Annotated in this window: 17 protein-coding genes and 1 pseudogene; 11 read left to right on the top strand and 7 right to left on the bottom strand. The window is 42.5% G+C overall.

The annotated features are described in order from the left end of the window. Positions 1-72: 72 nt before the first annotated feature. From J5X94_RS06700 to J5X94_RS06685, 4 genes are all read left to right on the top strand, one after another. Positions 73-1,806, top strand: coding sequence for a 5-guanidino-2-oxopentanoate decarboxylase (locus J5X94_RS06700; RefSeq protein WP_210540700.1), 1,734 nt, complete (start codon positions 73-75; stop codon positions 1,804-1,806). Positions 1,807-1,859: 53 nt separating this feature from the next. Then, complete coding sequence (gene dld / locus J5X94_RS06695) at positions 1,860-3,674, top strand: D-lactate dehydrogenase (protein WP_210540699.1); 1,815 nt, start codon at positions 1,860-1,862, stop codon at positions 3,672-3,674. Then, positions 3,655-5,061, top strand: coding sequence for a YjiH family protein (locus J5X94_RS06690; protein ID WP_010199713.1), 1,407 nt, complete (start codon positions 3,655-3,657; stop codon positions 5,059-5,061). The genes dld and J5X94_RS06690 overlap by 20 nt, the downstream gene beginning before the upstream one ends. 67 nt (positions 5,062-5,128) lie before the next feature. Further along, on the top strand, positions 5,129-6,640 hold the full coding sequence (locus J5X94_RS06685) for an aldehyde dehydrogenase family protein (RefSeq protein WP_228293183.1): 1,512 nt from the start codon (positions 5,129-5,131) through the stop codon (positions 6,638-6,640). Positions 6,641-6,784: 144 nt separating this feature from the next. On the opposite strand, the gene J5X94_RS06680 is transcribed toward J5X94_RS06685, so the two are convergent. The 3 genes from J5X94_RS06680 to J5X94_RS06670 all read right to left on the bottom strand — a co-directional run bounded on the left by J5X94_RS06680 (position 6,785) and on the right by J5X94_RS06670 (position 10,412). Then, on the bottom strand, positions 6,785-7,630 hold the full coding sequence (locus J5X94_RS06680; RefSeq protein WP_010199717.1) for an IclR family transcriptional regulator: 846 nt from the start codon (positions 7,628-7,630) through the stop codon (positions 6,785-6,787). A gap of 214 nt (positions 7,631-7,844) precedes the next feature. Continuing rightward, on the bottom strand, positions 7,845-9,110 hold the full coding sequence (locus J5X94_RS06675) for an MFS transporter (protein WP_210540698.1): 1,266 nt from the start codon (positions 9,108-9,110) through the stop codon (positions 7,845-7,847). A gap of 147 nt (positions 9,111-9,257) precedes the next feature. After that, a complete protein-coding gene (locus J5X94_RS06670) occupies positions 9,258-10,412 on the bottom strand; it encodes an acyl-CoA dehydrogenase family protein (RefSeq protein WP_210540697.1) in 1,155 nt (384 codons plus the stop codon). Between the two features lie 315 nt (positions 10,413-10,727). Here J5X94_RS06670 and J5X94_RS06665 point away from each other — a divergent pair, with 315 nt between their 5' ends. The 6 genes from J5X94_RS06665 (at position 10,728) to J5X94_RS06640 (ending at position 18,132) form a co-directional block, all read left to right on the top strand. Then, entirely contained in the window at positions 10,728-11,504 is a 777-nt protein-coding gene (locus J5X94_RS06665) for an enoyl-CoA hydratase (RefSeq protein WP_210540696.1), read from the top strand. 143 nt (positions 11,505-11,647) lie between these two features. After that, entirely contained in the window at positions 11,648-13,261 is a 1,614-nt protein-coding gene (locus tag J5X94_RS06660) for a 3-hydroxyacyl-CoA dehydrogenase (protein WP_210540695.1), read from the top strand. Positions 13,262-13,330: 69 nt separating this feature from the next. Further along, entirely contained in the window at positions 13,331-14,533 is a 1,203-nt protein-coding gene (locus J5X94_RS06655) for a 3-oxoadipyl-CoA thiolase (RefSeq protein ID WP_210540694.1), read from the top strand. Between the two features lie 119 nt (positions 14,534-14,652). Next, positions 14,653-16,374 (top strand): fatty acid--CoA ligase, encoded by a 1,722-nt coding sequence (locus J5X94_RS06650; protein ID WP_210540693.1) that lies wholly within the window; start codon positions 14,653-14,655, stop codon positions 16,372-16,374. Between the two features lie 121 nt (positions 16,375-16,495). Further along, on the top strand, positions 16,496-16,966 hold the full coding sequence (locus tag J5X94_RS06645; protein WP_010199738.1) for an acyl-CoA thioesterase: 471 nt from the start codon (positions 16,496-16,498) through the stop codon (positions 16,964-16,966). A gap of 134 nt (positions 16,967-17,100) precedes the next feature. Beyond that, positions 17,101-18,132, top strand: a complete 1,032-nt coding sequence (locus J5X94_RS06640) for a hypothetical protein (RefSeq protein ID WP_210540692.1) — start codon at positions 17,101-17,103, stop codon at positions 18,130-18,132. A gap of 261 nt (positions 18,133-18,393) precedes the next feature. Here the strand turns inward: J5X94_RS06640 and J5X94_RS13905 are convergent. Then, a pseudogene (locus J5X94_RS13905) lies at positions 18,394-18,659 on the bottom strand (IS3 family transposase); the annotation flags it as partial. A gap of 160 nt (positions 18,660-18,819) precedes the next feature. On the opposite strand from J5X94_RS13905, the gene J5X94_RS06630 reads away from it, so the two are divergent. Further along, complete coding sequence (locus J5X94_RS06630; RefSeq protein WP_189584705.1) at positions 18,820-20,502, top strand: NAD-dependent malic enzyme; 1,683 nt, start codon at positions 18,820-18,822, stop codon at positions 20,500-20,502. Between the two features lie 396 nt (positions 20,503-20,898). Here the strand turns inward: J5X94_RS06630 and J5X94_RS06625 are convergent, their stop codons facing one another. The 3 genes from J5X94_RS06625 to J5X94_RS06615 all read right to left on the bottom strand — a co-directional run bounded on the left by J5X94_RS06625 (position 20,899) and on the right by J5X94_RS06615 (position 24,714). After that, the gene (locus J5X94_RS06625; protein ID WP_210540691.1) at positions 20,899-22,302 is read right to left on the bottom strand and encodes a YjiH family protein; all 1,404 of its coding nucleotides are present in this window, start codon (positions 22,300-22,302) and stop codon (positions 20,899-20,901) included. A gap of 96 nt (positions 22,303-22,398) precedes the next feature. Then, a complete protein-coding gene (locus J5X94_RS06620; protein WP_149492222.1) occupies positions 22,399-23,358 on the bottom strand; it encodes an arginase in 960 nt (319 codons plus the stop codon). A gap of 249 nt (positions 23,359-23,607) precedes the next feature. Next, positions 23,608-24,714, bottom strand: coding sequence for an ornithine cyclodeaminase (locus tag J5X94_RS06615; protein ID WP_210540690.1), 1,107 nt, complete (start codon positions 24,712-24,714; stop codon positions 23,608-23,610). Positions 24,715-24,870: the final 156 nt, after the last annotated feature.

Here is a 24,870-nt window from a genome sequence, read left to right as displayed (position 1 = left end):
TTTAAAACAAACAGCTAGCCAATATAAAAAGCTTAACTTAATACTTATTACATTTTTTAGGATAACTGACTCATGACCCAATTGACGCAAACGTCTTCTTCATTACCTGCAACCCCATCTCTGACATGCGGTGAGCTGTTGGTACAGTGGTTAGAATACTATGGCGTAGAGACCGTATTTGGCATACCCGGTGTGCACACGGTCGAGCTATATCGTGGTCTGCCAAACACCAATATCCGCCATGTGACGCCGCGTCATGAACAAGGCGCTGGGTTTATGGCTGACGGCTATTACCGCGCTTCGGGCAAGATTGGCGTTTGCTTTATCATCACCGGCCCTGGCATGACCAATATTATGACTGCCATGGCACAAGCATTGGCGGATTCTATACCGATGCTGGTGATCTCTAGTGTCAATAAAGTGGCAGATACGGGCAGCGGTGAAGGGCACTTGCATGAATTGCATGATCAGCAAGGTATGGTCAGCAAGGTGGCACTCACGAGCAAGACCATCTGGAAGCCTGAGTCGCTACCCAAGGTCATCGCAGAAGCTTTTGCCTTGTTCAATGGTGCACGTCCGGGGCCAGTGCATATCCAGCTGCCAATCGATGTGATCACCGCTGATGCCAGCCATGTCGCCAAGCCGCCTGATTTAACGCCTTACTTGAATAGTCCGGCAACCAGCCAAACTGATGCGAATAGCTCAACGCTGCCTCGAGTAATGAGACCGCTGCCCAATCCTGCACAGCTTGATTTAATTATCGAGTCTCTTAAAACCGCAAAAAACCCAGTATTGCTTTATGGTGGTGGCTGCGTCGATGTCAATCAAGATGCGCAAAAACTGGCAGAGCTGATCGATGCGCCGACATTTTTGACCATCAATGCCAAAGGTTTGCTACCACCCGCTCATCCGTTGAGCTTAGGCAGCAATCAATCATTAGCAGCAGGTCGAGCCGTTATTACTGAAGCCGATCTGGTATTGGCGATTGGTACTGAACTTGGTGAGACTGATTATGATGTGTTTTTTAATGGCGAGTTTAAAATCAACGGTAAGCTGATTCGTATCGATTGCGATGCTCAGCAATTGCAGCGTCCTTTTAGAGCGGATATCGCCGTATTATCCGATGCGCAAATGGCTATAAGTGGCCTTTGCACACGTTTAGAAAACCAAGCGTTGAATCATAAAGCGGTGTCACGAGTCGCCGAGGCAAAACAGGCATTGTTAGCAGAAATGACCCCAGACTTTGCTGGTCAAAATGCGCTACTTCAGCTGATTCGAGATGAAGTAAAAGACGTCATATTTGTTGGAGATTCAACGCAGCCTGTCTATAGTGGCAATCTTGGTTTTGAAGCATTAGCAACCCGAAAATGGTTTAACTCGTCGACTGGGTTTGGCACGCTAGGTTACGGTTTGCCTGCCGCGATAGGTGCCATGATTGGCTCAAAATCGCCAGTTATTAGTCTTATTGGCGATGGCGGTATTCAATTTACCATTGCAGAACTCATCTGCGCTGCCGAGCTTGAGCTACCATTAATTGTGCTGCTGTGGAACAACCAAGGCTATGGCGAGATTCGTCGTTATATGGAGGAGGGTGGTCTACCACTGATTGGGGTCAATATTAAGACGCCACATTTTGAGCCATTAGCCGCAGGATTTGGTGCAGGTTATCGCAGAATTACCGATAAGCAGCAACTGCTAGACGCCTTGCAAAAGGACATCAACGGCAAGCAGCCTTTCATTTATGAAGTTGATGAAGCCGATGATTTTCTGACTGAGATAGGCAAGGACTTTATCTGTTTTAGCTGATGGTAATGACTTAACGGTACTAAAGGCTAGTCACTCAAGGAAAAATGTCTGCAATGCTAAATGCTAACCACTCGTCTAATAGTTGGAATGCGTCGCAGGCGAGTTTGTTAGCAGACTTAGCAGCCGTTGCTGGCGCGCCCAATGTATTGACCAAGCCGAGTCAGCAGCAGTCGTATATACAAGGGGCGATTGCTGCTATCACAGATGCTATCTTGGCAGTGGTGACCCCACATTCTCTTGTGGCGCTATGGCGCGTCATTAACCTCTGTGCCACATCTGATGTGATCATTATCGCTCAGGCTGCTAACACAGGGTTGACCGGAGGCTCCACGCCGTATGGGAAGTATGATCGACCAGTCATTGTTATTTCTACGCAACTATTGGGCGGTGTTCATCTGCTCAATGACGCAGCAGAGCTTGTTGCCTTGCCAGCGGCGACCCTTCAGCAATTAGAATACAAGCTTGCACCTTTGGGGCGTGAGCCGCATTCAGTGCTGGGCTCTAGTTGTGTTGGTGCTTCGGTGATTGGTGGCATTTGCAACAGCTCTGGCGGTATGTTGGTGCAGCGTGGTCCGGCGTATACCGAGATGTCACTATTTGCCAAACGTAATGCTATGGGTGAGTTTGAATTAATCAATCACTTAGGCATTGATTTAGGTGTCGATCCAGAAGAGATGCTTGGAAACCTACAAGCTGGCACGTTCAATAAAAATCCAGAGAGTGCCAACAGTAAGTCCTGTACAAACCAGCATTACCAACACAAAGTGCGTGATTGCGAGGCAGACACACCTGCCAGATTTAACAATGACCCTAATGGATTGTATGAAGCCTCTGGTTCAGCAGGAAAAGTCATCGTCTTTGCAGTTCGAGTCGCGACATTTGCCAAACCAGCGCAAGAGCAGACGTTTTATATCTCGACCAATGATGCTGATACCTTGACCACACTCAGGCAGCAGTGGTTAAAAAGCGAGCTGAACCTGCCTGTTTTGGCAGAATACATGCACAAAAATTATAACGATATAACCATGCGCTATGGACGCGATACTTGTTTAAGTATGCGCAAACTGCCAGCCAGTAAGATAGGCGCGTTGTATCGGTTACAAGCCAGAATTGGCTATTATTTGGATAAATGGCGACTGCCTCAGACTTTACCAGATCGGGTGCTACAAATGACTGGTGTCTTCATACCACCGTCATTGCCTGCGCCTTTAAGCACGCAAGCGCTCTCTTACCGTTATCATTTGATCATAAAAGTCGCGAATGCCAGTGATAGTGACGATTATAATGATAATCACAGTGCTAAGGCTAGTAATCAGCATATTGCCGCTGCTCAAGCATTTCTACAGTCCCATATGCAGCAGCATCAAGGCGTCGTACATCTTTGTGCAGCTGAAGAATCCCAAGCATTATTGGTGTTTCGCAGTGCGGCAACCGCTGCCATGTTTCGTTATCACAATCTTAACCACACAAAGTTTGGCGAGCTATTAGCGACTGATATTGCCTTACCAAGAAATGCCGTAGATTGGGATGAGGTGCTACCTACTAACTTACAAAAGCAGGTAAGTAAAACCTTTTATTTGGGGCATTTTTTCTGTCATGTCATGCATCAAGACTATCTGTTATACCCTGAAGTGGATGCAAAAAAATTCAAGGATGACCTATTGGCGTTTTATGATCGACGTCGTATAGAGTACCCTGCTGAGCACAACGTGGGACATGTCTATACCGCAAAATCTGCACTACATAATTTTTATAAAAAACTAGATCCGACCAATTCGCTAAACCCAGGTATTGGTCAGACAGCAAAATGGAAAAATTGGCGGTCGTCGCCTATCATGGAGGAATTAAATGACGAGTCATATCAGTAAGTCACAGCAGCCAGTCTTAGGTAATAATGCTGTCGATCCAAAAACACCACAGGGCGAGCAATGGCGAGCGTCATTGTGGAAATTTCTTTTATTTTCAGCCCTTGGTATCGCGCTATTTATCATTCCCTTTCAATGGGATGGCAAGGTTACTATTTTATTGGGCGTATTGACCGATGCACTACAAGGTTGGATAGGCGGTTATGTGGCTTACGTGGCACTGGCGATCGTTACCATCTCTTTTGTTGGCGCACTCGCAGTCAAGCTGTTACGACCTACCTTGCACGAAGACTCTATGATAAAGAAGCTCTTCGATGTTGAGTGGCTGTGGTTTGGCGCCCGTTTTTTGGGCGCAGTATTTATCTGGATGATATTTTTACAAGTAGGCCCCGAGTTTATTATTAACCGTAATACTGGCGGCGTTATTTTTGAAGATTTGATTCCGATTTTGATTCCTTTATTTTTCTTCGCTATCTTATCCTTGCCGTTCTTAACGGATTTTGGTTTGATGGAGTTTTTGGGAACGTTAGCCAGCAAAGTCTTTATCAAACTATTTAAACTACCTGGACGCTCAGCAGTAGATGCGATGTCTTCTTGGTTTGGCGCGGCCTCTATCGGCTTGCTAGTGACCATGCAAGAGTATGACAAAAGTTATTATAGCCAGCGTGAAGCGGCGGTTATTGCTACAACTTTTTCGGTAACCTCAATCGCTTTTACTTATGTCGTAGCGAAAACAATTGGCGTAGACAATAACTTTGTCTTCTTTTATCTGACCATCGCGTTGACTGGTTTTATAGCAGCCATTATCATGCCACGTATCCCGCCATTATCACTGAAAGCGGACACCTATCATTCTGGCAAATGTATGCTAGATGAAGAGATTCCTACTCAGTATAGTATGCCGCAGTGGGCGCTAAATCGTGCTGTGACGCGTGCGTATTCTATGCCAAGTCTGGCAAGTGTGTTCAAACACAGCCTAAAGAATCTATTTGATATTTACTTTGGTCTGATTCCTGTTATTTTTGCTATCGGCACCATTGGTCTAGGGCTGGCAGAGTACACGCCAGTATTTAACTGGATATCTGCGCCCCTCGTGCCTTTGCTTGAATTGTTACAAATTCCAGAAGCGGCAGAAGCGGCGCCTGCCATGATTATGGGCTTTGCTGATATGTACTTACCAGCGTTAGTCGGTAAGAGTATTGAGAGCGAAATGACACGATTCATCGTTGGGGCATGCTCTATTACGCAGATTATTTATATGTCTGAAGTGGGTGCGCTGATTTTGAAATCAAACATTAAGCTTAATGTTCTAGAGCTGTTCATGATTTTCATCCTCCGTACTTTGATTAGCCTAGTGATTATTACCTCAGTAGCGCATCTCCTGTATTAATCAGAAGACCCCGTAATCATTATCAATAAATACGCTACGAATAAACAATGAGAGAGGACATACCATCATGGAAACGACAAATACTACTGATATAACCAGACAAATTGCAAAAGAGACAATGCAAAATGAAGTGGTATTAAATGCGGCCTATATTAATGGTAAATGGACTGCTATCGAAGCATCATCGGTTGATAGCAAAGACACTGATACGCAGAATTTATATGACCCAAACACTGGTGAGGTGTTAGCAATGACGCGCTTATGTACCAGTGCCCATGTAGAAACAGCGGTCAATGCTGCCTCTGCTGCCTATGCAAATTGGTCGCAAACCCCAGTAAGCGTGCGTGCGCATTATTTGCATGCGATTGCTGACGCTATGGAGCAGCAATTTGATAAGTTAGTGGGATTGTCTGTTTTAAACAATGGTAAGCCCGTTGAGGAAGCAAAAATAGACGTCGGTGACGCCATCGCTTGTTATCGCTATTATGCCAATCTGATAACAGATCAAGAGACGTGGTCGGAAGTACCCACGAATGAATCAGGCATTCGTCTGCTAAAGACTTTTGCGCCCGTTGGCGTGTGTGCACTGATTGTACCTTGGAATTTTCCAATGGTGACGACCTCTTGGAAGTTGGCGCCAGCGCTAGCAGCAGGCTGTACAGTGGTATTAAAGCCTTCTGAAGTGACCTTATTGCCAGAATTGATGCTGGGCAATATATTGTCTAGTATCGAGCTGCCAAAAGGCGTGGTTAATATTTTGCCCGGTGCTGCCCAAGTTGGTGCTGCCATGACCAGTCATCCGCTGATTGATAAAGTCTCTTTTACTGGTAGTAATGTGGTGGGTGAAAAGGTAATGACCCAAGCGGCAAAGAGCATCAAAGACATCAGTCTTGAGCTTGGTGGCAAGTCTGCTATTGTGGTGCGCGCGGATGCCGATATCGACTACGCTTGTGACCTTATCATTGGCGGTGTATTTACCAATGCTGGTCAAATATGTTCAGCGACCTCTAGATTGCTTGTTCATGAAGATATCGCACCGACTTTATTTGAAGCGTTGAAAGTGAAAACCGCAAGCATGCAAGTTGGTGATGGTTTTGATACAGGCACTCAGATGGGTCCAATGGTCAGCGAGCAGCAGCTTAAGCAAGTAAAAAAATACTGTGATATTGCGACTGCCGAAAACCTTACTTGCCTGACTGGTGGAGAAATATCAGCTAGTCAAGGGTATTTTGCCGCGCCCACTATTTATATCGATGTTCCTGTAACCAGCCAATTGTGGCTCGAAGAAGTGTTCGGACCAGTATTGGTTAGCAAAACCTTCAAAGACGATGCAGAAGCCATTAGTTTGGCTAACGACAGCAAATATGCGTTGGCAGCGACCATTGTCAGTACTGATGAAAAGGTCGCATTGGCGATGGCATTACAGATTGAAGCGGGTCATGTTTGGATCAACGAACAACAAATCGTGCTGCCTGAGTCAGGGTGGGGCGGCTTTAAGCAAAGCGGCATCGGCCGTGAGTTAGGTGGGGGCGGTCTGTCCGCTTACCAAAAGAGCAAGCATGTATTGTTATCTGACTGAATATGTCTAAATTTCGATTTTCTCAACTATCAAATAAAAACCCCTTTAAATTTTAAAGGGGTTTTTTAATGGGTAACTTTGGATAATGAACGACAGTAGTACGATTGAGTTTTCAATTTTTGCCACGCTAACGGGTCATCCGCCTTAGCTGATATAAATATTACTCTCGATGTTATTCTTCATATGAAGTAACCGAGGGGCAATGTCTTCTTCTAGTTTAGTACGACTAAGAACAAAACTGGGTGCGCCGCAATTAAAAGTCAGTAAGCCCTCAGTCGGATGCATGATGGCGGTAGCGACAGCGTTGACGTCTTTTTGCCATTCACTAATCGAAAAGCAATACCCATAGTCGTCATAATCTCTAAAGGCTTTATCCAGTCCGCGTCTAATTTTCAGCCAATCATCTTTATACTTGCTACGGATGGCATCAAGGATAAATTCTTGCTCAGCAGCGGGCATACTGGCCAAACATGCGCGTCCCATCGAGCTCAAATGAATGGGTAGATATGAGCCGACATTACGTCGCATGGTCGTCGTGCCAGACCCTTGCACGACGTTTAGATATACCATCCTCAGGCGGTCACGGGTTGCCATAGCGACCGCACTATTGGCATAATCTGCCAGTTCTTCCATATACGGGGTGACTAAATTGTTGATAGAGATATTCGCCATCATCGTATAGCCAAACCCCAACACACCGGCAGAAAGCTGATATTTACTACTGTTGGTCGATTGCTTTAGATATCCTAACTTGACTAAGGTATAAGTCAGCCGCGTGATCGTCCCTTTAGGCAGCCCAGTCAATTGACTTAAGTCTTGATTACCCAAATAAGGGCGCTGCGGCGTAAAACAACGCAGCAGCTCTAAGCCGCGTGCCAAAGCGGTAATAAACTGCCTATCGTTTTTATCTCTCATGTCACTAATCGGCTCTAACAGCTCAATGTGTGTTGATTTATTAGAGTCTTCATCATCAAGGATATTAGTTGTCATATAAGATTTATTGCTCTCAATTACGTTAATTTAAATAGCATAAAATTCACTACTTTTAGTACCTTGTAAGCCAATAGTCGTACGCTGATAGTAGTTTGTTGCTTTTAATAACACTCTATTAATGTACATTGAAACTATTAACATAGCTATTATAAATATCAGCTATTATAAATATAAAGGATTTCGCTATGCAGTATATATGTATTTAATAGTATCACGCCTTTTGTGGATCATATTGCTGTTCTTTGATGAACAACGTTGGAATAAGGCCACATAAGAAATACGCGCCTGCCATAAGTAAAAGACCTGCGCCGATAGAGTTTTGCATGGCCATATAACCAATGGCAACCGGTGCAATAACTGAGCCCAGTCGTCCGATATTGAACGCACCGCCAATAGCCGTACCTCGAATAGCGGTAGGAAAGCTTTCCGTCAAGTAGGTGGCATTAATAGCATAAGGGATGCCATATAAGAAACCAAAGGTTATCATCAACCAACCGATGTTTTCTGGGGTATGCATATAGACTAACACTGGAATGAATAGCGCTGTGCCCATAGTACCGAAGGCAAATACTATTTTTCGACCAATTCTATCAGCCACTAAACCTGCCACGACTTTAGCAAACATCATCGTCAAGTAAGTACCTGCCATATATAGGGCCATCTCCTTAAATTTGATACCCAGTTCAGTTTCTAGATAAGACGGTAGCCAGTTGCTTACGCCAAAATAACCAAACAATAGAAGCCCTGAGCTCATCGACCATAAAATGAACATAATGCGATGTTTGGGGTTTTCAAATATGGCTTTATAAGGATTTTCAGGTTTTGTGAGTGAATTTTTCGCGCCGCTAAGTTTGAGGGCACGAGCCTCTTTCCAAGACTGTGGTTCAGGGATAAGAAAATACATCGATATCGAGAGAATGATAGGTAGGAACGTTAAGAGATATAAGGTGCGCCAACCATAGACGGGAATAATCCAAGCTGAAATGCTCGTGATCACTAAAGACCCCAAGGTAAAACCTGTCATTAGCGCTGCGAGTACCGTCGTTCGATGTTTGGTAGGTACCATTTCAGACATCAGGGTGTTAGTGGCAATATATAAACTGCCAAGACCCAAACAAGCAGTGAACCGTAATGCTATAAACTGCTCGTAGCTCTGTACAAAGCCACTGAAACCAGATAATACAGAGAACATCGCTGTCGCAATCACGATAACACGTACTCGGCCAAAACGATCACAGGCCCAACCACCGAAAAATCCACCGATTGCCATGCCAAATAATGACCAACTGCCCAAAGCGCCAGCTTGTATATTGGTCAACCCAAATTCTTGCTTGAGACTTGACAGAGTAAAGGCGAGAATCCCAATATCAGCCCCATCACATAACAGTACTAGAAAACAAAAAAAGAAGGCCAATTTCCAAGGTTGCTTTTGGGTAGAATTTGAGCTTGGATTTGACGTTATAGCGGCACTTTTCACAATTTATATCCTTATTGTTGTGAGAAAGAAATTTTATGGTAACAGCGACATAAACCAGGTATCTGCGTCCTAGCAAATACCTCGATATGCTTTGATCATGTAAATACCTTTTAATAATCAAATAAATAGCATTCAAATAAATGACAACTACTCGCTAACTTCTTTAATCATATTGCGGGCAATAATGATCTGCTGGATTTGGGTCGTGCCTTCATACAAACGATATAAGCGCACATCACGATAAAAACGTTCAATGCCATAATCGGCAATATAACCAGCACCGCCATGAATTTGCACGGCTCTATCAGCAACACGGCCACACATTTCGGTGGCAAACATCTTGGCACATGACGACTCGGTAACGACATCTTTGCCATCATCGCGCAAGCGTGAAGCATCTAATACCATCGATTTGGCCGCATAAATCTCTGCTTTTGAGTCAGCAAGCATCGCTTGAATCAGCTGAAAATTGGCAATGGGTTGACCAAATTGTTTACGCTCGACGGCATAGCGTAGCGCGTCATCTAACATGCGAGTGGCTGCGCCTGTACTCGCTGCAGCGATATGTAAGCGGCCTTTATCCAGAACCTTCATGGCAGTTTTGAAACCTACGCCTTCTACACCACCAATCAAAGCATCAGCAGGTACGACGCAGTTATCAAAAATGACATCACAAGTATGTGCGCCTTTTTGACCCATTTTTTTGTCGATTTTACCAAGCGTAATACCAGGAGTATCGCTCTCAACGATGAATGCTGAAATACCACCAGACCTTTTGTTTTCGGGATCAGTGCGTGCCATGACGGTAAAGATACCGGCTTGAGGGGCATTGGTGATATAACGCTTAGTGCCGTTGAGTACGTAAGTATCGCCGTCTCTGATTGCAGTGGTTCGCAGCGATGCCGCATCGGAGCCTGACTCAGGTTCGGTCAAACAAAATGAGCCGATGATTTCACCACTGGCGAGCCTTGGTAGATATTTTTGTTTTTGCGCTTCAGTACCATCGATGACAAGGCCAGAGGAACCAATACCGTTATTAGTGCCTATTAATGAGCGAAAAGCAGGTGAGGTGCGCCCTAATTCAAATGCCAATGTGACCTCTTCTTCCATCGTAACGCCAAGCCCGCCGTACTCCTCGGGAATGGTCAGTCCAAATAGACCCAACTCACGCATTTGACTGATGATATCTTCTGGCAGACGGTCATTTTCTGCCACCCAGTCTTCTTTTGGGATCAGTTGGTTATTCACAAATTGACGAATGGTTTGGACGATATGGTCGAGTACTTCCTTATCTCTAATCATGTGATTCTTCCTTGTTTAGATGACGTCTAATATTGATTGATGAGGGCTTCATAATTAATTTGAATAAACAGCATAATCGATAATTTATTGGATTACAATACTTTTGGTTTAAAAAACCGCAATGCGGTATTTATAAAAGAGACGAGGTATTAACGGTCTGTTTATTTATCAATTTAACTGGCTTTTACTCTTCACAAAAGAAAATAAACAGTATATATTGGTACTTAATATCGCTATGCGGTATTAATAATCATAATTATTAGTCTGTTTTAAGGGTGGCGGTTTACCTAAAGACATTACTTAAAGGACAGCATCATGGAAGAGCAAATCATCATTTGTGAAACGTTAGACAATGGCGTGAGCCTGATAACACTCAATCGTCCCAAGGTTCGCAATGCTTTGAACACTGAATTACGCGAAAAAATGGCAGAGATTTTCATCAAATTAAACGATGACCCAAAGACCAAAGCTATCGTGCTGACGGGTGGTGATAAGGTGTTTGCGGCCGGTGCTGACATCAATGATTTCTTAACTGCCAAAACAGTCGATGTGTATTTACGCCACAGCGAGCGTTATTGGGATGCCATCACCAATTGTCGCAAGCCGATTATCGCAGCGGTAAATGGCTATGCGCTTGGCGGTGGCTGTGAGCTTGCTATGCATGCCGACATCATCGTTGCTGGCAAGTCTGCTAAGTTTGGACAACCAGAAATCAAAATCGGACTGATGCCCGGAGCAGGGGGTACGCAGCGTTTGTTTCGCGTGATTGGCAAACATAAAGCCATGAAGCTGATACTAACAGGCGACATGATAAGTGCTGAAACTGCGGATCAAATGGGGCTGGTCTCTGAAGTGGTCGAGGATGAGGCGACTATTAATCGTGCCATCGAGATTGCTGAACAACTCGCAGGTTATTCGCCGATTGCTTTAACCCAAATTAAAGAAGTCGCCAATCTTGGGGTGGATATGCCGCTACAAGCTGCGTTGGCTTTGGAGCGTAAAGCCTTTCAAATTTTATTTGATACCGAAGATCAAAAAGAAGGCGCGAAAGCCTTTCTAGAAAAACGTGACGCGAATTATAAAGGTCAGTAGCTTGTCAAAGCATAGACCTTTCGAAACATAGACTTCTCAAAGCGTAAATTTCTTAAAGCATAGAAAGAAACAGCACATATACTTTGAAAACGAGACTATTCAATAAGAGCATATAAATTAACAAGACCATATAAAGGATTATTATGACTGTTAAATCATTGGCCATTGTTGGCACCGGTATTATGGGTATGGGTATTGCTCAAATCGCCGCCCAAGCAGGCATTAAAGTGCTGTTATTTGATGCCAAAGCAGGCGCTGCTGAGCAGGGACGTCAATCGCTTCAAGCTATGTTACAGAAACTAGCGGCTAAAGGTAAGTTTACTGATGAGCAGCTACAGTCTACTTTATCGAATCTAACCGTGATTGAAGATATAGCCAAAATTGCCGATGTCGATGTCGTTATTGAAGCAATCATTGAAAATTTAGACATAAAAAAACAGCTTTTTAAACAGTTAGAAAGCATTGTCCCTGCCGAGACGATTTTGGCAACCAACACTTCATCGCTAGCGGTGACGGCGATAGCCTCCGATTGCGAGCACCCAGAGCGCGTGGCAGGATTTCACTTTTTTAACCCAGTACCCTTAATGAAAATCGTTGAAGTGATTCCGGGCATTTCTACCAAACTTTCAGTAGTAGAAACGCTTACAACTCTAGCCAAACGTATGGGGCATTTAGGAGTCGTCGCAAAAGATACCCCAGGATTTATTGTCAATCATGGCGGTAGAGCTTTTGGTACAGAGGCATTAAAGATATTAGGCGAAGGGATCGCTAGTTTTGAGGACATCGACCGTATTTTACGTGAAGGCGCTAGCTTTCGCATGGGGCCATTCGAGCTGCTTGATCTTACTGGTATCGATGTCTCTCATCCGGTTATGGAGTCGATTTATAACCAATATTACTTTGAGCCTCGCTATCGTCCCCATCCTTTAACTCGTCAAATGCTAACGGGTAACAAGCTTGGTCGTAAAGTTGGCGAAGGCTTCTACCAGTACAAAAACGGTCAAAAAGTGACATCAAATACGTCTAAACAATCATCGTTTGAAGCATCAGTTTCTAAAGATAAGTTTTCTCAAAAAGGGGCTGATGCTGATACCTCAAACCTCTCAGTTTGGATTGGCGCAGATTTAGCAGAAGATAAAAAACAGCTGATTGACCATCTAAACGCTAGCAATATTATTATCGACGATAATGATCAGCCAAATTCTGACAGTTTAATATTACTGGCAATTTATGGCGAAGATACCACCAACGCTGCTATTCGCTATCAAGTCAATCCTAAACAAGCGGTCGCCATTGATATGCTGACTGACTTATCCAAGCATCGTACTCTCATGCCAAGTATCGTCACAGAGGATAATTTTGTGGTGCAAGCTTATGCCCTATTTGGTAGAAATAATAAGCTCGGTAAAAGCTCAGATGAGGACTCAGAGGTTGCTGTCGATGCCACGCTAATTGCCGAAAGCACGGGCTTTGTGGCGCAGCGAGTCGTTGCTATGGTGATTAATTTAGGCTGTGATATTGCGATGCAAGGTATTGCTTCTCCTGAAGATATCGACAATGCCGTTAAGCTTGGATTGGGTTATCCGTATGGTCCTATCTCATGGGGGGACGAGCTTGGTGCCGAACGTATTTTACTTATCTTAGAGCGTATTTATGGGTTAACAGGTGATCCGCGTTACCGTCCAAGCCCATGGTTACAGCGCCGTGCCAAGTTAGGCATCTCATTATTTACTCAACAGAGCAATCATCAACGCTAAGAGCTAGGCCAATTTAATAAACCATATATTTCAATCAAATACACCCTTAAAACACAACAAGGAACAGTTATGTTAGACGCCTATATTTATGACGGATTAAGAAGCCCTTTTGGTCGCCATGGAGGCGCACTAGCCACCGTACGTCCTGATGACATGATTGCGACAGTGATGAAAGCTTTGGTCGAAAAGCACCAACTGCCTAACGATATTTTTGACGAAGTGCTAATCGGTAACACCAACCAAGCGGGTGAAGATTCACGAAATATCGCCCGTAATGCCGCATTGCTAGCAGGACTAGATGTAAAAACCCCCGGTCAAACTGTCAACCGTTTATGTGCCTCAGGTCTGTCTACCGTCATCGATGCCGCTCGTAGTATCACTTGTAACGAAGGGGATATATTTTTAGCAGGTGGCGTTGAGTCAATGACCCGCGCGCCCTTTGTGTTTGCTAAGACCGAAACGCCTTTTAGTCGTGAATTTAAAGTATTTGATACGACCATTGGCAGCCGTTTCCCGAATCCTCTTTTGACTAAAGAATTTGGCAGCGACAGCATGCCGCAAACGGGTGATAACGTCGCTCGCAAATATGGTATCACTCGCGAGCAAGCTGATAAATTCGCAGCAGCCTCACAAGCTAAATATCAAACCGCCAAACAAGCGGGTTTCTTTGACAATGAAATAACGCCAATTATGGTATCGCAAGGTAGAAAATTACCCGAAAAGGCGATAACAGAAGATGAGCATCCTCGCGCCACATCTACTGTGGAAGCACTGCAAAAACTTAAACCTTTAAATAGTGAAGGTGTGGTCACAGCAGGTAATGCGTCAGGTATCAATGATGGTGCAGCTGCGCTCATTATTGGCTCAAAGCAAGCAGAAGAAAAGTTAGGTTTTAAGCCTATTGCTAAGATTCTCTCATCTGGCGCCATGGGTGTTGAGCCAAATATTATGGGCGTAGGACCTGTTGAGGCCATCAAACTGGCATTGAAACGTGCTGATTTGACCCTTGATGATATGTCCATCATTGAGATTAATGAAGCATTTGCCTCACAAGTACTTGGCTGTCTAAAAGGTCTAGAAATTGACTTTGATGACAAGCGCGTTAACCCCAATGGCGGTGCGATTGCCGTCGGACACCCGCTTGGTGCATCAGGGGCAAGACTTGCATTAAGTACGGCACGAGAGCTACAGCGCACGGGCGAAAAATACGCAGTGGTCAGCTTATGCATTGGCATTGGGCAGGGGCTTGCCATGGTGATAGAACGAGTTTAATTCTTTCGTTAATCCACTATAAAAGAGTGACAGCGTTAACCTCGCTTGCCTTGCCCTTCTTTTAAATTGAATCAACTATATGCCCTCGCCATACTATTTTATTATCAAGGACGACAATAATGACTTCTATACTTAACCAACATGAGGATTACCAACAAGCTCAAGAAGCGTATGGTTTTCCTTTGATTATCAAGCAGCTGCTAAACCGTGCAAAAATTGCCTCTACGGATCAAACCATTAGTTATGCCGATAAGGTCACTTATACCTATGCTGAATTTTTTAAGCGCGTTAATCGCTTGGCAAACGTACTTAAAAACATGGGTTTGCAAGCAGGCGATGTGGTGGCCGTTATGGATTGGGACAGTCATCGTTACCTTGAAGCGTATTTTGCTGTGCCGATGTCTGGCATGATTTTGCAAACGGTCAATGTACGCCTAGCTGAAGATAAAGTGCTGTATACCATCAACCACGCCAAACCAAAAGCCTTGTTACTAAATGCTGAATTTGAGCCAATGGCTAAAAATTATCGTCATGAAGCCCCTTCTATCGAGAAAATTGTTTGGCTCGATGATACTGGCTTTGATGATGCTGAGTATGGCGAAGACGATACAAAGAACGATACAAAAACTGAGCAAGCTAGCATGCCAGATTATGTCGAAGGTGAATATGAAGCCATGCTAGCGGCGGCCAGCGATGCGTTTGACTTTCCAGATTTCGATGAAAATACCATCGCCACCACATTTTATACCAGTGGCACGACGGGCGATCCAAAGGGGGTTTTCTTTACCCATCGACAGATTGTATTGCAGACGCTGGCAAGTACGTTAGCATCTGCGCTAAATGCCGAAGGTCAAGGCGCGCGCTACAATGATGTGTACATGCCAATGACGCCATTATTCCATGTGCATGCTTGGTGCTGGCCGTATGGGGCAACCATGATAGGGCTTAAGCAAGTGTATCCGGGGCGCTATCTAGCTCCCACGTTAGTGGATTTAATCGAGCAGCACAAAGTCACGCTTTCACATGGCGTTCCAGCAATTTTGCAGATGCTATTAAAAGAGATGGCAGCACGAGGACGTAAGTTTGAGGGTCTGAAGTTGTTACTCGGTGGCTCAAAGTTGAATGAAGGTTTGGCCAAAGCAGCCATTGAAAGCGGTATTGAGTTTATGTCGGGATTTGGGATGTCAGAGTCTTGTCCCGTGTTATCGAGAGCGGTGTTCGATGATAAAACGGACTCGATGGAAATGAAGGATCAGCTCAATTATCGTTGTTTATCTGGCTCACCAATTATGCTCGTCTCAATGGAAATTTGGGATGAAAACGGCAAAGCTTTACCAATGGATGGCGAGTCGACAGGGGAGTTGGTCATTCGATCGCCTTGGCTGACTCAGAGTTATTTTAAAAACCCAGATGCTGGCAATGAGTTATGGCGTGGTGGCTGGATGCATACCCAAGATATTGCCTGTATTACTGCTGACGGCACGCTAAGCATTACGGATCGGCTTAAGGATGTGATTAAGTCTGGTGGTGAGTGGGTATCTTCGCTTGAGGTCGAGACTATTTTATCCTTCCATCCCAGCGTCGCTGATGTTGCCGTCATTGGCGTGCCACATGAAAGATGGGGCGAATGTCCTTTAGCGTTAGTCGTTTTGAAACCTGAATATGTCGATACCAAAGCGGATGATATTTTAGCCTTAGGTCATCAAGCGGTAGAGAAAGGCCATTTACCAAAGTATGGCGTGCCAAGCGAAATCAAGTTTTTAGCAGAAATGCCAAGAACCAGTGTGGGTAAGCTCGATAAGAAAAGAATGCGGATAATGTGCGCAGAAAAACTCATTTAATCCAAAAATTCCATCGATGACTGCAAAAGATAATTGCAAAAAAAACATTTGAGCTTACTGAAAATTTTAACGTATGTGTCAATAACATGTACGTTCACTGGCATGACGAGACGAGAAAACTATGAAAGCTTTAGCGATATTACCGGAAATCCAAGAGGTGCTGGATAAAGACAAAAACCATCCCATGCATGGCTTCGCGGTTATCTACTCTCAACAAGTAGCGTGGGGCGATATGGATGCTTTTGGTCACGTCAATAATGTGGTCTATTACACTTATGCCCAAAACGCTCGTATTTACTACAACAGTCAATTGAATCTATTTAATGAAAATACTTTTTCCGTCATGGCAGCATCATCCTGTCAATACTTCAAACCCGTGACTCACCCCGATACCTTATGGATTGGAGTTCGAGTCAAGAAAATTGGCAATGCCAGTCTGATTCATGAATATACCTATTATAGTACGGTGTTAAATACCATCGTTGCTAAGGGTGAGTCCGTGCTGGTATATCTTGATAAAACCAGTGGAAAAAAGAAAAATATCGATGACACTAAAAAAGCCGCGATTACTGCTTTTGAAAGTTTTAACTAAAATAGGCTGCATGGGTTTTACACAAAAAGGTGGCGCTGATAGTTATGGTATTAAAAGCACGGTAGCAGCAGAGATTTTAATGAATTTAAATTAACTTAAATGGATTTTAAAACAACACAAGGAATGTGTAGGTTATGCTTTATATCAAAAAGTTGTCTTTTGGTTTGGCTGTTCTTGGAGCATGCGTACAGGCACAAGCGATAGACCTTGTCACCAATGGAGATACCACTTTAAGCATCGGTGGTTATGTTAAAGCGGAAGGCATATTTTATTCTCCCGATGAAGGGGAGTCTGAGTTCAAAGGAAGTGGACGACAATCTCGGATTAATGTTAAAACCACGAAGAACGTAGAGGACAAAAAGCTAACGGGTTTTATTGAAGGCGACTTTTATGGTAATGCCGCAAATGGTGGTTCAGACTTGCGGCTCCGCCATGCTTATGTTCAGGTCGATGATTTGACCGTCGGTAAGACGTGGAATGGTCAGTTCTTAGCGGTCTATCCACTTTTGACTGATCAGCTTGACTTTCGGGGAACGGGACTGGGAACCATCTCTGGTGGCGGCGCTGATATTCGTCCAGATTTGACGGTGCACTACACTCATAAAGGATTTCGTTTTACCGCTCAAGACCCTGTTTATGACGAAGCTAATCTGCCTGATATGGTAGCTAGCTACAAGAATAATATATCTGATCTTAGCTATAACGTGGCGGTCACTGCTCGTGAGGCCAAAAATAGAGACGATTCGGATATAGGCGTCGGTGTCTCTTTGGCAGGTAAACTAAAACTGGGCAATGACTCGCTACATGCGAGCGTGTATAACGGTAAAGGGATGGGCGTCTATTCTACCGTCTGTGTGGGAAGAGCCCTTGGCACGACGGGCGATTTAGATTGCGATGCGGAAGACGGTAAGCTTGTCTCGCAGACGGGCTACACGATCGGTTACAGGCACAAGTTCACAGAAAAACTGATGAGCAATATGCGCTATGGTGAAATTATGGTGGATGATGAAGCAGATACTTCTGTAAATGTAAAAAGTATCAACCTTGTCTATGAGTATCTACCAGATCTAGACATTGGTATCGAGTGGAGAGATCGTAGCGACAAAACGCTATCACAGGTAAAAAAAGGTCAGCAAGTTGAAGTAATGGCCAAATATAACTTCTAAATTATAGTCAGTGAAAAGTAATATGGATACATCGCGCACTGATGATATCAATATTACTTGCTTGCTGTGCAGACAGAGGCTACAAAAAATTGATATCAGCAGTATCGTCGCGTTTTTGGGATATTTTGACTGTAATATGTTGAGAGATAATAAGCAAACCACCTCTGCCTTGGTGCTTTAAAGCCCAAACCCTTCTGAATTCCAATGCGAGCACAGCTTTCATCTTATGTAGAGACAAAGCCGTGCCTCGCTTCATCCTTCTTTATTTAATATCTCTCGTTCTTCTTCAGCTATTTTTAATTGGCGTTTGAGTTGCTTGATTCCTTCAAGAGCTGCCACAACTCCAGTATAATAGGATTCTGTGGCGACAAGCTTGCCTTGATTGGTTTTGTTCTGCCAATTAGGTAGCTTTTGCATCGCTTTTCCTAATTGCTGAGCAGTTGCAATAGAATTAGCATTATTATCTGCTATCTTTTGCCCGATTCTACTTTGAATTCCGTATTATCGCTCTGTATTTTCTTGGTCATGATACACTTATCGTCGAGTGGTTGGTTGACCAAATTTACTGCCATGATTTTTTCAGCATCGCTCAATAAATGTAAATAATGACTGTGAATTTAATGAATAAGTAAAATATTTAACCCATTAATTTTTTCACTCATACGCCTCTAACAAGAAGATTTTATTATGCAAACCAAACGTCCGTTATATATTCCCTTTGCAGGCCCTGCATTATTGGAAACCCCTTTACTAAATAAGGGTAGCGCTTTTTCATCAGAAGAGCGCGATAGCTTTAATTTAACAGGCCTACTGCCTCATAACATTGAGACGATTGAAGAGCAGTCATTACGCGCTTATCATCAACTGCGTTCATTCACTAATGATATGGATAAGCATATTTATCTGCGTAATATTCAAGATACTAATGAAACTTTATTTCATCATTTGATTGAGCAGCATATTGAAGAAGTCATGCCGCTCATATATACACCAACCGTTGGCCAAGCATGTGAAAAATTCTCTCAGATTTATCGCCGCAAACGTGGTTTGTTTGTCTCTTATCCTGAGCGTCATAAAATCGATGACATGCTGCAAAATGCCACCAAACAAAACGTGAAGGTAATCGTTGTCACTGATGGTGAACGTATATTAGGCCTAGGGGATCAAGGCATTGGCGGTATGGGTATTCCCATTGGTAAATTGTCGTTATATACGGCTTGTGGTGGTATTAGCCCCGCTTATTGCCTACCAATTTTGTTAGATGTCGGCACCAATAATCAGCAATTGCTTGACGACCCTATGTATATGGGCTGGAGAAATCCACGCATCTCGGGTGATGAATATAATGAGTTTGTAGACTTATTTATTCAAGCCGTTAAGCGCCGCTGGCCTGAGGCATTATTACAATTTGAAGATTTTGCCCAAGAGAATGCGACACCATTATTGAATAAATATCGTGACCAATTATGCTGCTTTAATGATGACATTCAGGGCACTGCTGCTGTTTCAGTCGGTACCTTGATTGCAGCGTGCTTGAATAAAGGTCAAAAGCTTAGCCAACAGAATATTGCGTTTTTAGGCGCAGGATCTGCTGGTTGCGGTATTGCTGAGCATATTATTCGCCAAATGCAACGTGAAGGGTTGACGGAGGCGCAGGCTCGCAGCCAAGTATTTATGGTGGACCGTTATGGCTTGCTTACTGATGGCATGACAGAGCTACAAAAATTCCAAGAACCGTTAGTACAAAAAGAATCGGCTATTGCAAGTTGGGATAAAAGTAAAAAGCTTGGTTTGGCGCAAGTGGTGAAGCAAGCAAAAATAACGGTACTATTTGGCGTCAGTGGACAAAAAGGTCTGTTCACCCAAGAGGTAATCGAAGCTTTATGTGTGAATACTGAGCATCCGATTGTATTACCGCTTTCAAACCCAACATCTCGTGTTGAAGCGACACCGCAAGAAGTAACAAACTGGAGTCGTGGTAAGGCAATCGTGGCAACCGGAAGTCCTTTTCCTCATACTACTTTTGAAGGACAGACTTTCGAAGTGTCGCAGTGTAATAACAGCTATATTTTCCCCGGTATTGGTCTAGGTGTCTTAGCATCACGTGCGACGGGTATCAGCGATAATATGCTAATGGCGGCAAGCCAAGCACTTGCCGATATATCAATGGAGTATGAAAAAGCACCAGGTGCAATATTACCGCCCATTAGAGTCATTAGAGAGATCAGTGAAAAAATAGCCTATGCAGTCGCACGACAAGCGATTGAAGATAAACTGGCACTACCTGTCACGGCAGAGAACTTAGAACGTCAATTAAAAGCCAATTTTTGGTTGCCTAAATACCGCAACTATCGTCGTACTTCTTTTTAGTTTTATAAATTAGATATAACAAATCCTAATATAGTCAGTGAAAAGTAAAATCGATACATCATGCGCTGCTGACATCAATTTTTCTTGCTTGCTGTGCCTGTGCAGACAGAGGCTACAAAAAATTGATATCAGCAGTATCGTAGCGTTTTTGGGGTATTTTGACTATATTAAGCACATCACCTAAGTAAAATACTAAATGAAAAAAGGCAGTTGATGAGCCTATTATGTCGGAGAGGGTAGTTGGTTTTGCAAACCGACAATCTTGTGAGTAGATTGATACCAGCAATAAAAAACCACCTGTCAAGGTGGTTTTTTGCTGCTGATCTTTTGTTCAGAATCAGTGTATCAGGCTTTCAGAAAATCCTCTTGCGAAGCAAAAATTGCAATTTAATATTATTAAAAAATCATATGAGCACATAATGCAATAATCGGTAGTGAGATAATAGTTCTTAATAGAAAGATGATTAACAACTGAAAAAAGCTCACTGGAATTTTTGTGCCTAAAATTAATCCGCCTACTTCAGACATATAGATCAATTGAGAAACTGACAAGCAAGCGATGACAAACCGAGTTAACTCTGATTCTATTGAAGACCCGATAATCGCAGGCAAGAACATATCGGCAAAACCTACCATAATGGTTTTTGACATTTCTACCGCAAAAGGTATATTCAATAACTCTAAGAATGGGATAAACGGCATACCTAGATAATCAAATATAGGGGTTTCTTCTGCAACGATTAAGCCCATAGTCCCGATTGCCATAACGACGGGTAATATTCCGATCCACATATCTAAAATATTCTTTAATCCATCCTTTAAGAAGGTAGAAAAACTTGGACTCTTCTCTGCTCTGTGAACGGCTTTATGCAAACTGTGCGTAAATAACGTTTTTCCTTCAGGGATAGTTTCATGATCTCTATCACTATTTTCTACTACATACGTATCTTCAATTCTAGATAAAGGCAATAACCTTGGTACTATCAAGGCACAAACGATCCCGCATAAAGCAACCACTCCAATCATATTGAGAAAGTAGCTTTCTAGCTTAACCTGAGAGATGACAACCAAACAGAATGTAATCGATACTGCTGAAAAGCTTGTCGCAATAACGGCTGCTTCTTTTTTGGTATAAAACCCGCCTTCCAATTGTTTATCAGTCAATAATACACCAATAGTGCCATCACCCAACCATGAGGTTAGACAATCGACAGATGACCTACCTGGTAAACCAAATAGAGGTCTCATTACTTTACTTAATAAAACACCAAAAAACTCTAATAAGCCAAAATCAAGTAGTAGTGGCAGCAATAATCCAGCTAAGAAAAATACAATAAAAAGTATTGGCATTAATTCATATAATATTAAGCCGCCAATATTATCTGAATATATTGCCTCAAACCCAAATTTAAAATAGGTAACGACAACAAAAAACGCACCAAGCATTCTAATAATAAGCCAAGGGGTTGTGACGTTCAGTAAGTTGTTTAAAAATGCATTATTCAAAATCAATGAAGGCTTCATGATTTTAGTATATAGCGTACAACACAGTGTAATCATAATAGAGATTACAACAAACAATGGCAAAAGGTCACCCATATACCCTTGTATATAATCCTTTAACACAGAGATAGGAATGGTAAACCCTTCTGCATATGATACAAATTTACCATCTACATAGGGAATTGGAAATACAAAGAGCATCAAACCTATTATAGAGGGTATAAAGAATTTTAAAAATTGTTTGATATTGATACTGCTAACATCTTGACTTGAAGAACTAGATTTAATAATGTCCATATTATTGTTACTCGCAGTCCATTTTTTAACTAGCCTAAAAATATTCGCAATCAATATATTTAGGCTAGATGCTTTAACTCATTTTAATATTTAATATTAGTAATTCTTTAAAAGGGACTGCGTCACTTTTTCTAAAATTTTAAATATTCTGGTCGAGTCATCTTTTGAATTATTATACAAAGGATTGATTTCTGCCATTTCCCAACAGCATACTTTCTTATTCTTGATTAGCTCTATATTAAGTTGCATGGCTTGTTCGTATGACAGGCCATTCATTGCAGGCGTACCGGTTCCTGGCACATACAAAGGGTCAACGCTATCAACATCAAATGAGACATAAATATGATCACAGTATTCTAATTTTTTGAAAATTTCCTCTACTGTGGAACTGATGCCTTTTTGAGTGATTTCAGCAACGCTATATAAAGGGATCTTGTGTCTTCTAATTAAATCCATCTCTTCTTCTTGATAATCTCTAACGGCACAAAAGACCACATTTTCTGGCTTGATTGAGGGTTCGCTTGATGCCATGAACTTTAATTTTTCCCAATACTCTTTTTCTTTTTCAGAAAGCTCATTGCGCTGGCATTCTAGATTGTCAATGGCACAAGCCATCGCCAAAGGCATACCATGCATATTTCCTGATCCACTGGTGTATGGTGAATGAAAATCAGCGTGTGCGTCTATATAGACCACACCAATTTCAGCATCAGGATGCGCCATTTTTAGGCCATGCATTGTTCCTGCGCAGCTAGAATGATCTCCAGCTAAGACAATTGGGAATTTATTCTCATTTCTTATATCTTTTATCTTATGTGCTAACTTAGAGATAATCGGTTCAATCACATCAGCATATTTTGCATGCGCAAATTGTGATTCCCCTTCACTGTTGCTATCATCCTCAATACTGTCGAATTGCAATTTTTCAAAATAATCTGCATTAAGCTCTTTTGATGACGCTTTTAATGCATCAATGCCTAGAGAGGCGCCTTTTTTATATCCTGCGATATCTGAATAAACTTCTACTATTCTTATATTTTTCATCATATCAGTCATGATTTTGTCTCTATTAAATAAAATAATTTTTACATCAGTTAAATTAAATTCGTTTTTATATATTAAAGCTCTTGAAAATTAGTAGATATATTTAAAACAATAAACATATCCATAACTATCCAAGAGCCTTGCTAAATATAGATAAAATTTAAAAAAATGATGCAGATTTTAAACGCTACACAAAATGAGAAGTGCTTATCATTTTTTTGTGCTAATTACTGTTGTATCAATAGCGATTGTATTAATCACTTACGACATGGCCGCAGCCACCGATTCAGCTTCATTCGTCACTATGCTGCGATCTTTGCTATGTTCTTTCACTACTGAATATAGGTTTTTAGGGTCAGCTTGCTGAGGGATCATATCTAAAATCTCATACCCTCCCTGCTTTTTGATCAAATCACGCAAAAATACCAAAGCTGTAAAGTCTTCTGATGCAAACCCAACGCCATCGAACACGACTAGATCATCATCTGACGTTCGAGCTTGCACTTCACCTTTGAGGATGCGATGAAACTCAGTAACAGGGAAGTCGCTTGATAGATTTTGGATTTCCCCCTCAATGCGTGTCTGAGGCTCAAACTCCACAATCACATGATCTGCGCGCATTAATATATTTTTATCCAGCTCTGTCTTACCAGGACAATCACCGCCTATCGCATTGATATAAACACCTTTTTTTATTATATCGTCTCGTAAAATAGTGGCATTGGTTTTGTCAGCCGTACAGGTAGTAATGATCTCTGCACCTAAAACAGCTTCTTCTAACGTGCGACAAACAATCACTTTCAAACCTGAGTCTGAAAGGTTATCAGCCGTTTTCTGCGAGGCCGCTGGATCAACATCATACAAACGAACTTCAGAAATACCCATGATGGCTTTCATACCCAATGCTTGAAATTCAGACTGAGCGCCGTTTCCTATTAACGCCAGTTTTGTAACGCCTTTTGGCGCGCAATGTTTGGCCAACATAGCTGATGTGGCAGCCGTACGCAATGCCGTCAGGATACACATCTCTGTCAGCAAAATAGGATAGCCATTTTCGACGTCAGACAATATACCCATCGCCGCTACGGTCTGCAAGTTTCGTTTGGTATTGATTGGATGACCATTGACATATTTGCAAGCAAACATCTCTCCATCGCTTACTGGCATCAACTCGATGACACCGTCTTTGGAATGCGAAGCAAAGCGAGAAGATTTTTCAAATTGATCCCAACGAAGAAAATCTTGCTCTAAAGCATCCACTAGATCTGTAATACATTGCTCAACGCCATAATCATGAATCATTTTAGCCATCGCTTGTACACTAACGAATGGCACGCCTTCCTTGGGTGATACGATAAATTTAGACATTAATGCTGTTCCTTTTCATGAATATTGTTTATTGAACCGACAATTAATATCCTACCAACTATAATTGTCAGTTAAAATGTCAATAAGTTATTAAATATGGACCTATTTTTGACATATTGTTAGGTGTTACTTATCATAATGTCAAAATTCAATGAA

Source organism: Psychrobacter sp. K31L (assembly GCF_017942195.1).
Taxonomy (GTDB): Bacteria; Pseudomonadota; Gammaproteobacteria; order Pseudomonadales; family Moraxellaceae; genus Psychrobacter; species Psychrobacter glaciei.
This window is presented reverse-complemented; position numbering and strand designations above follow the sequence as displayed.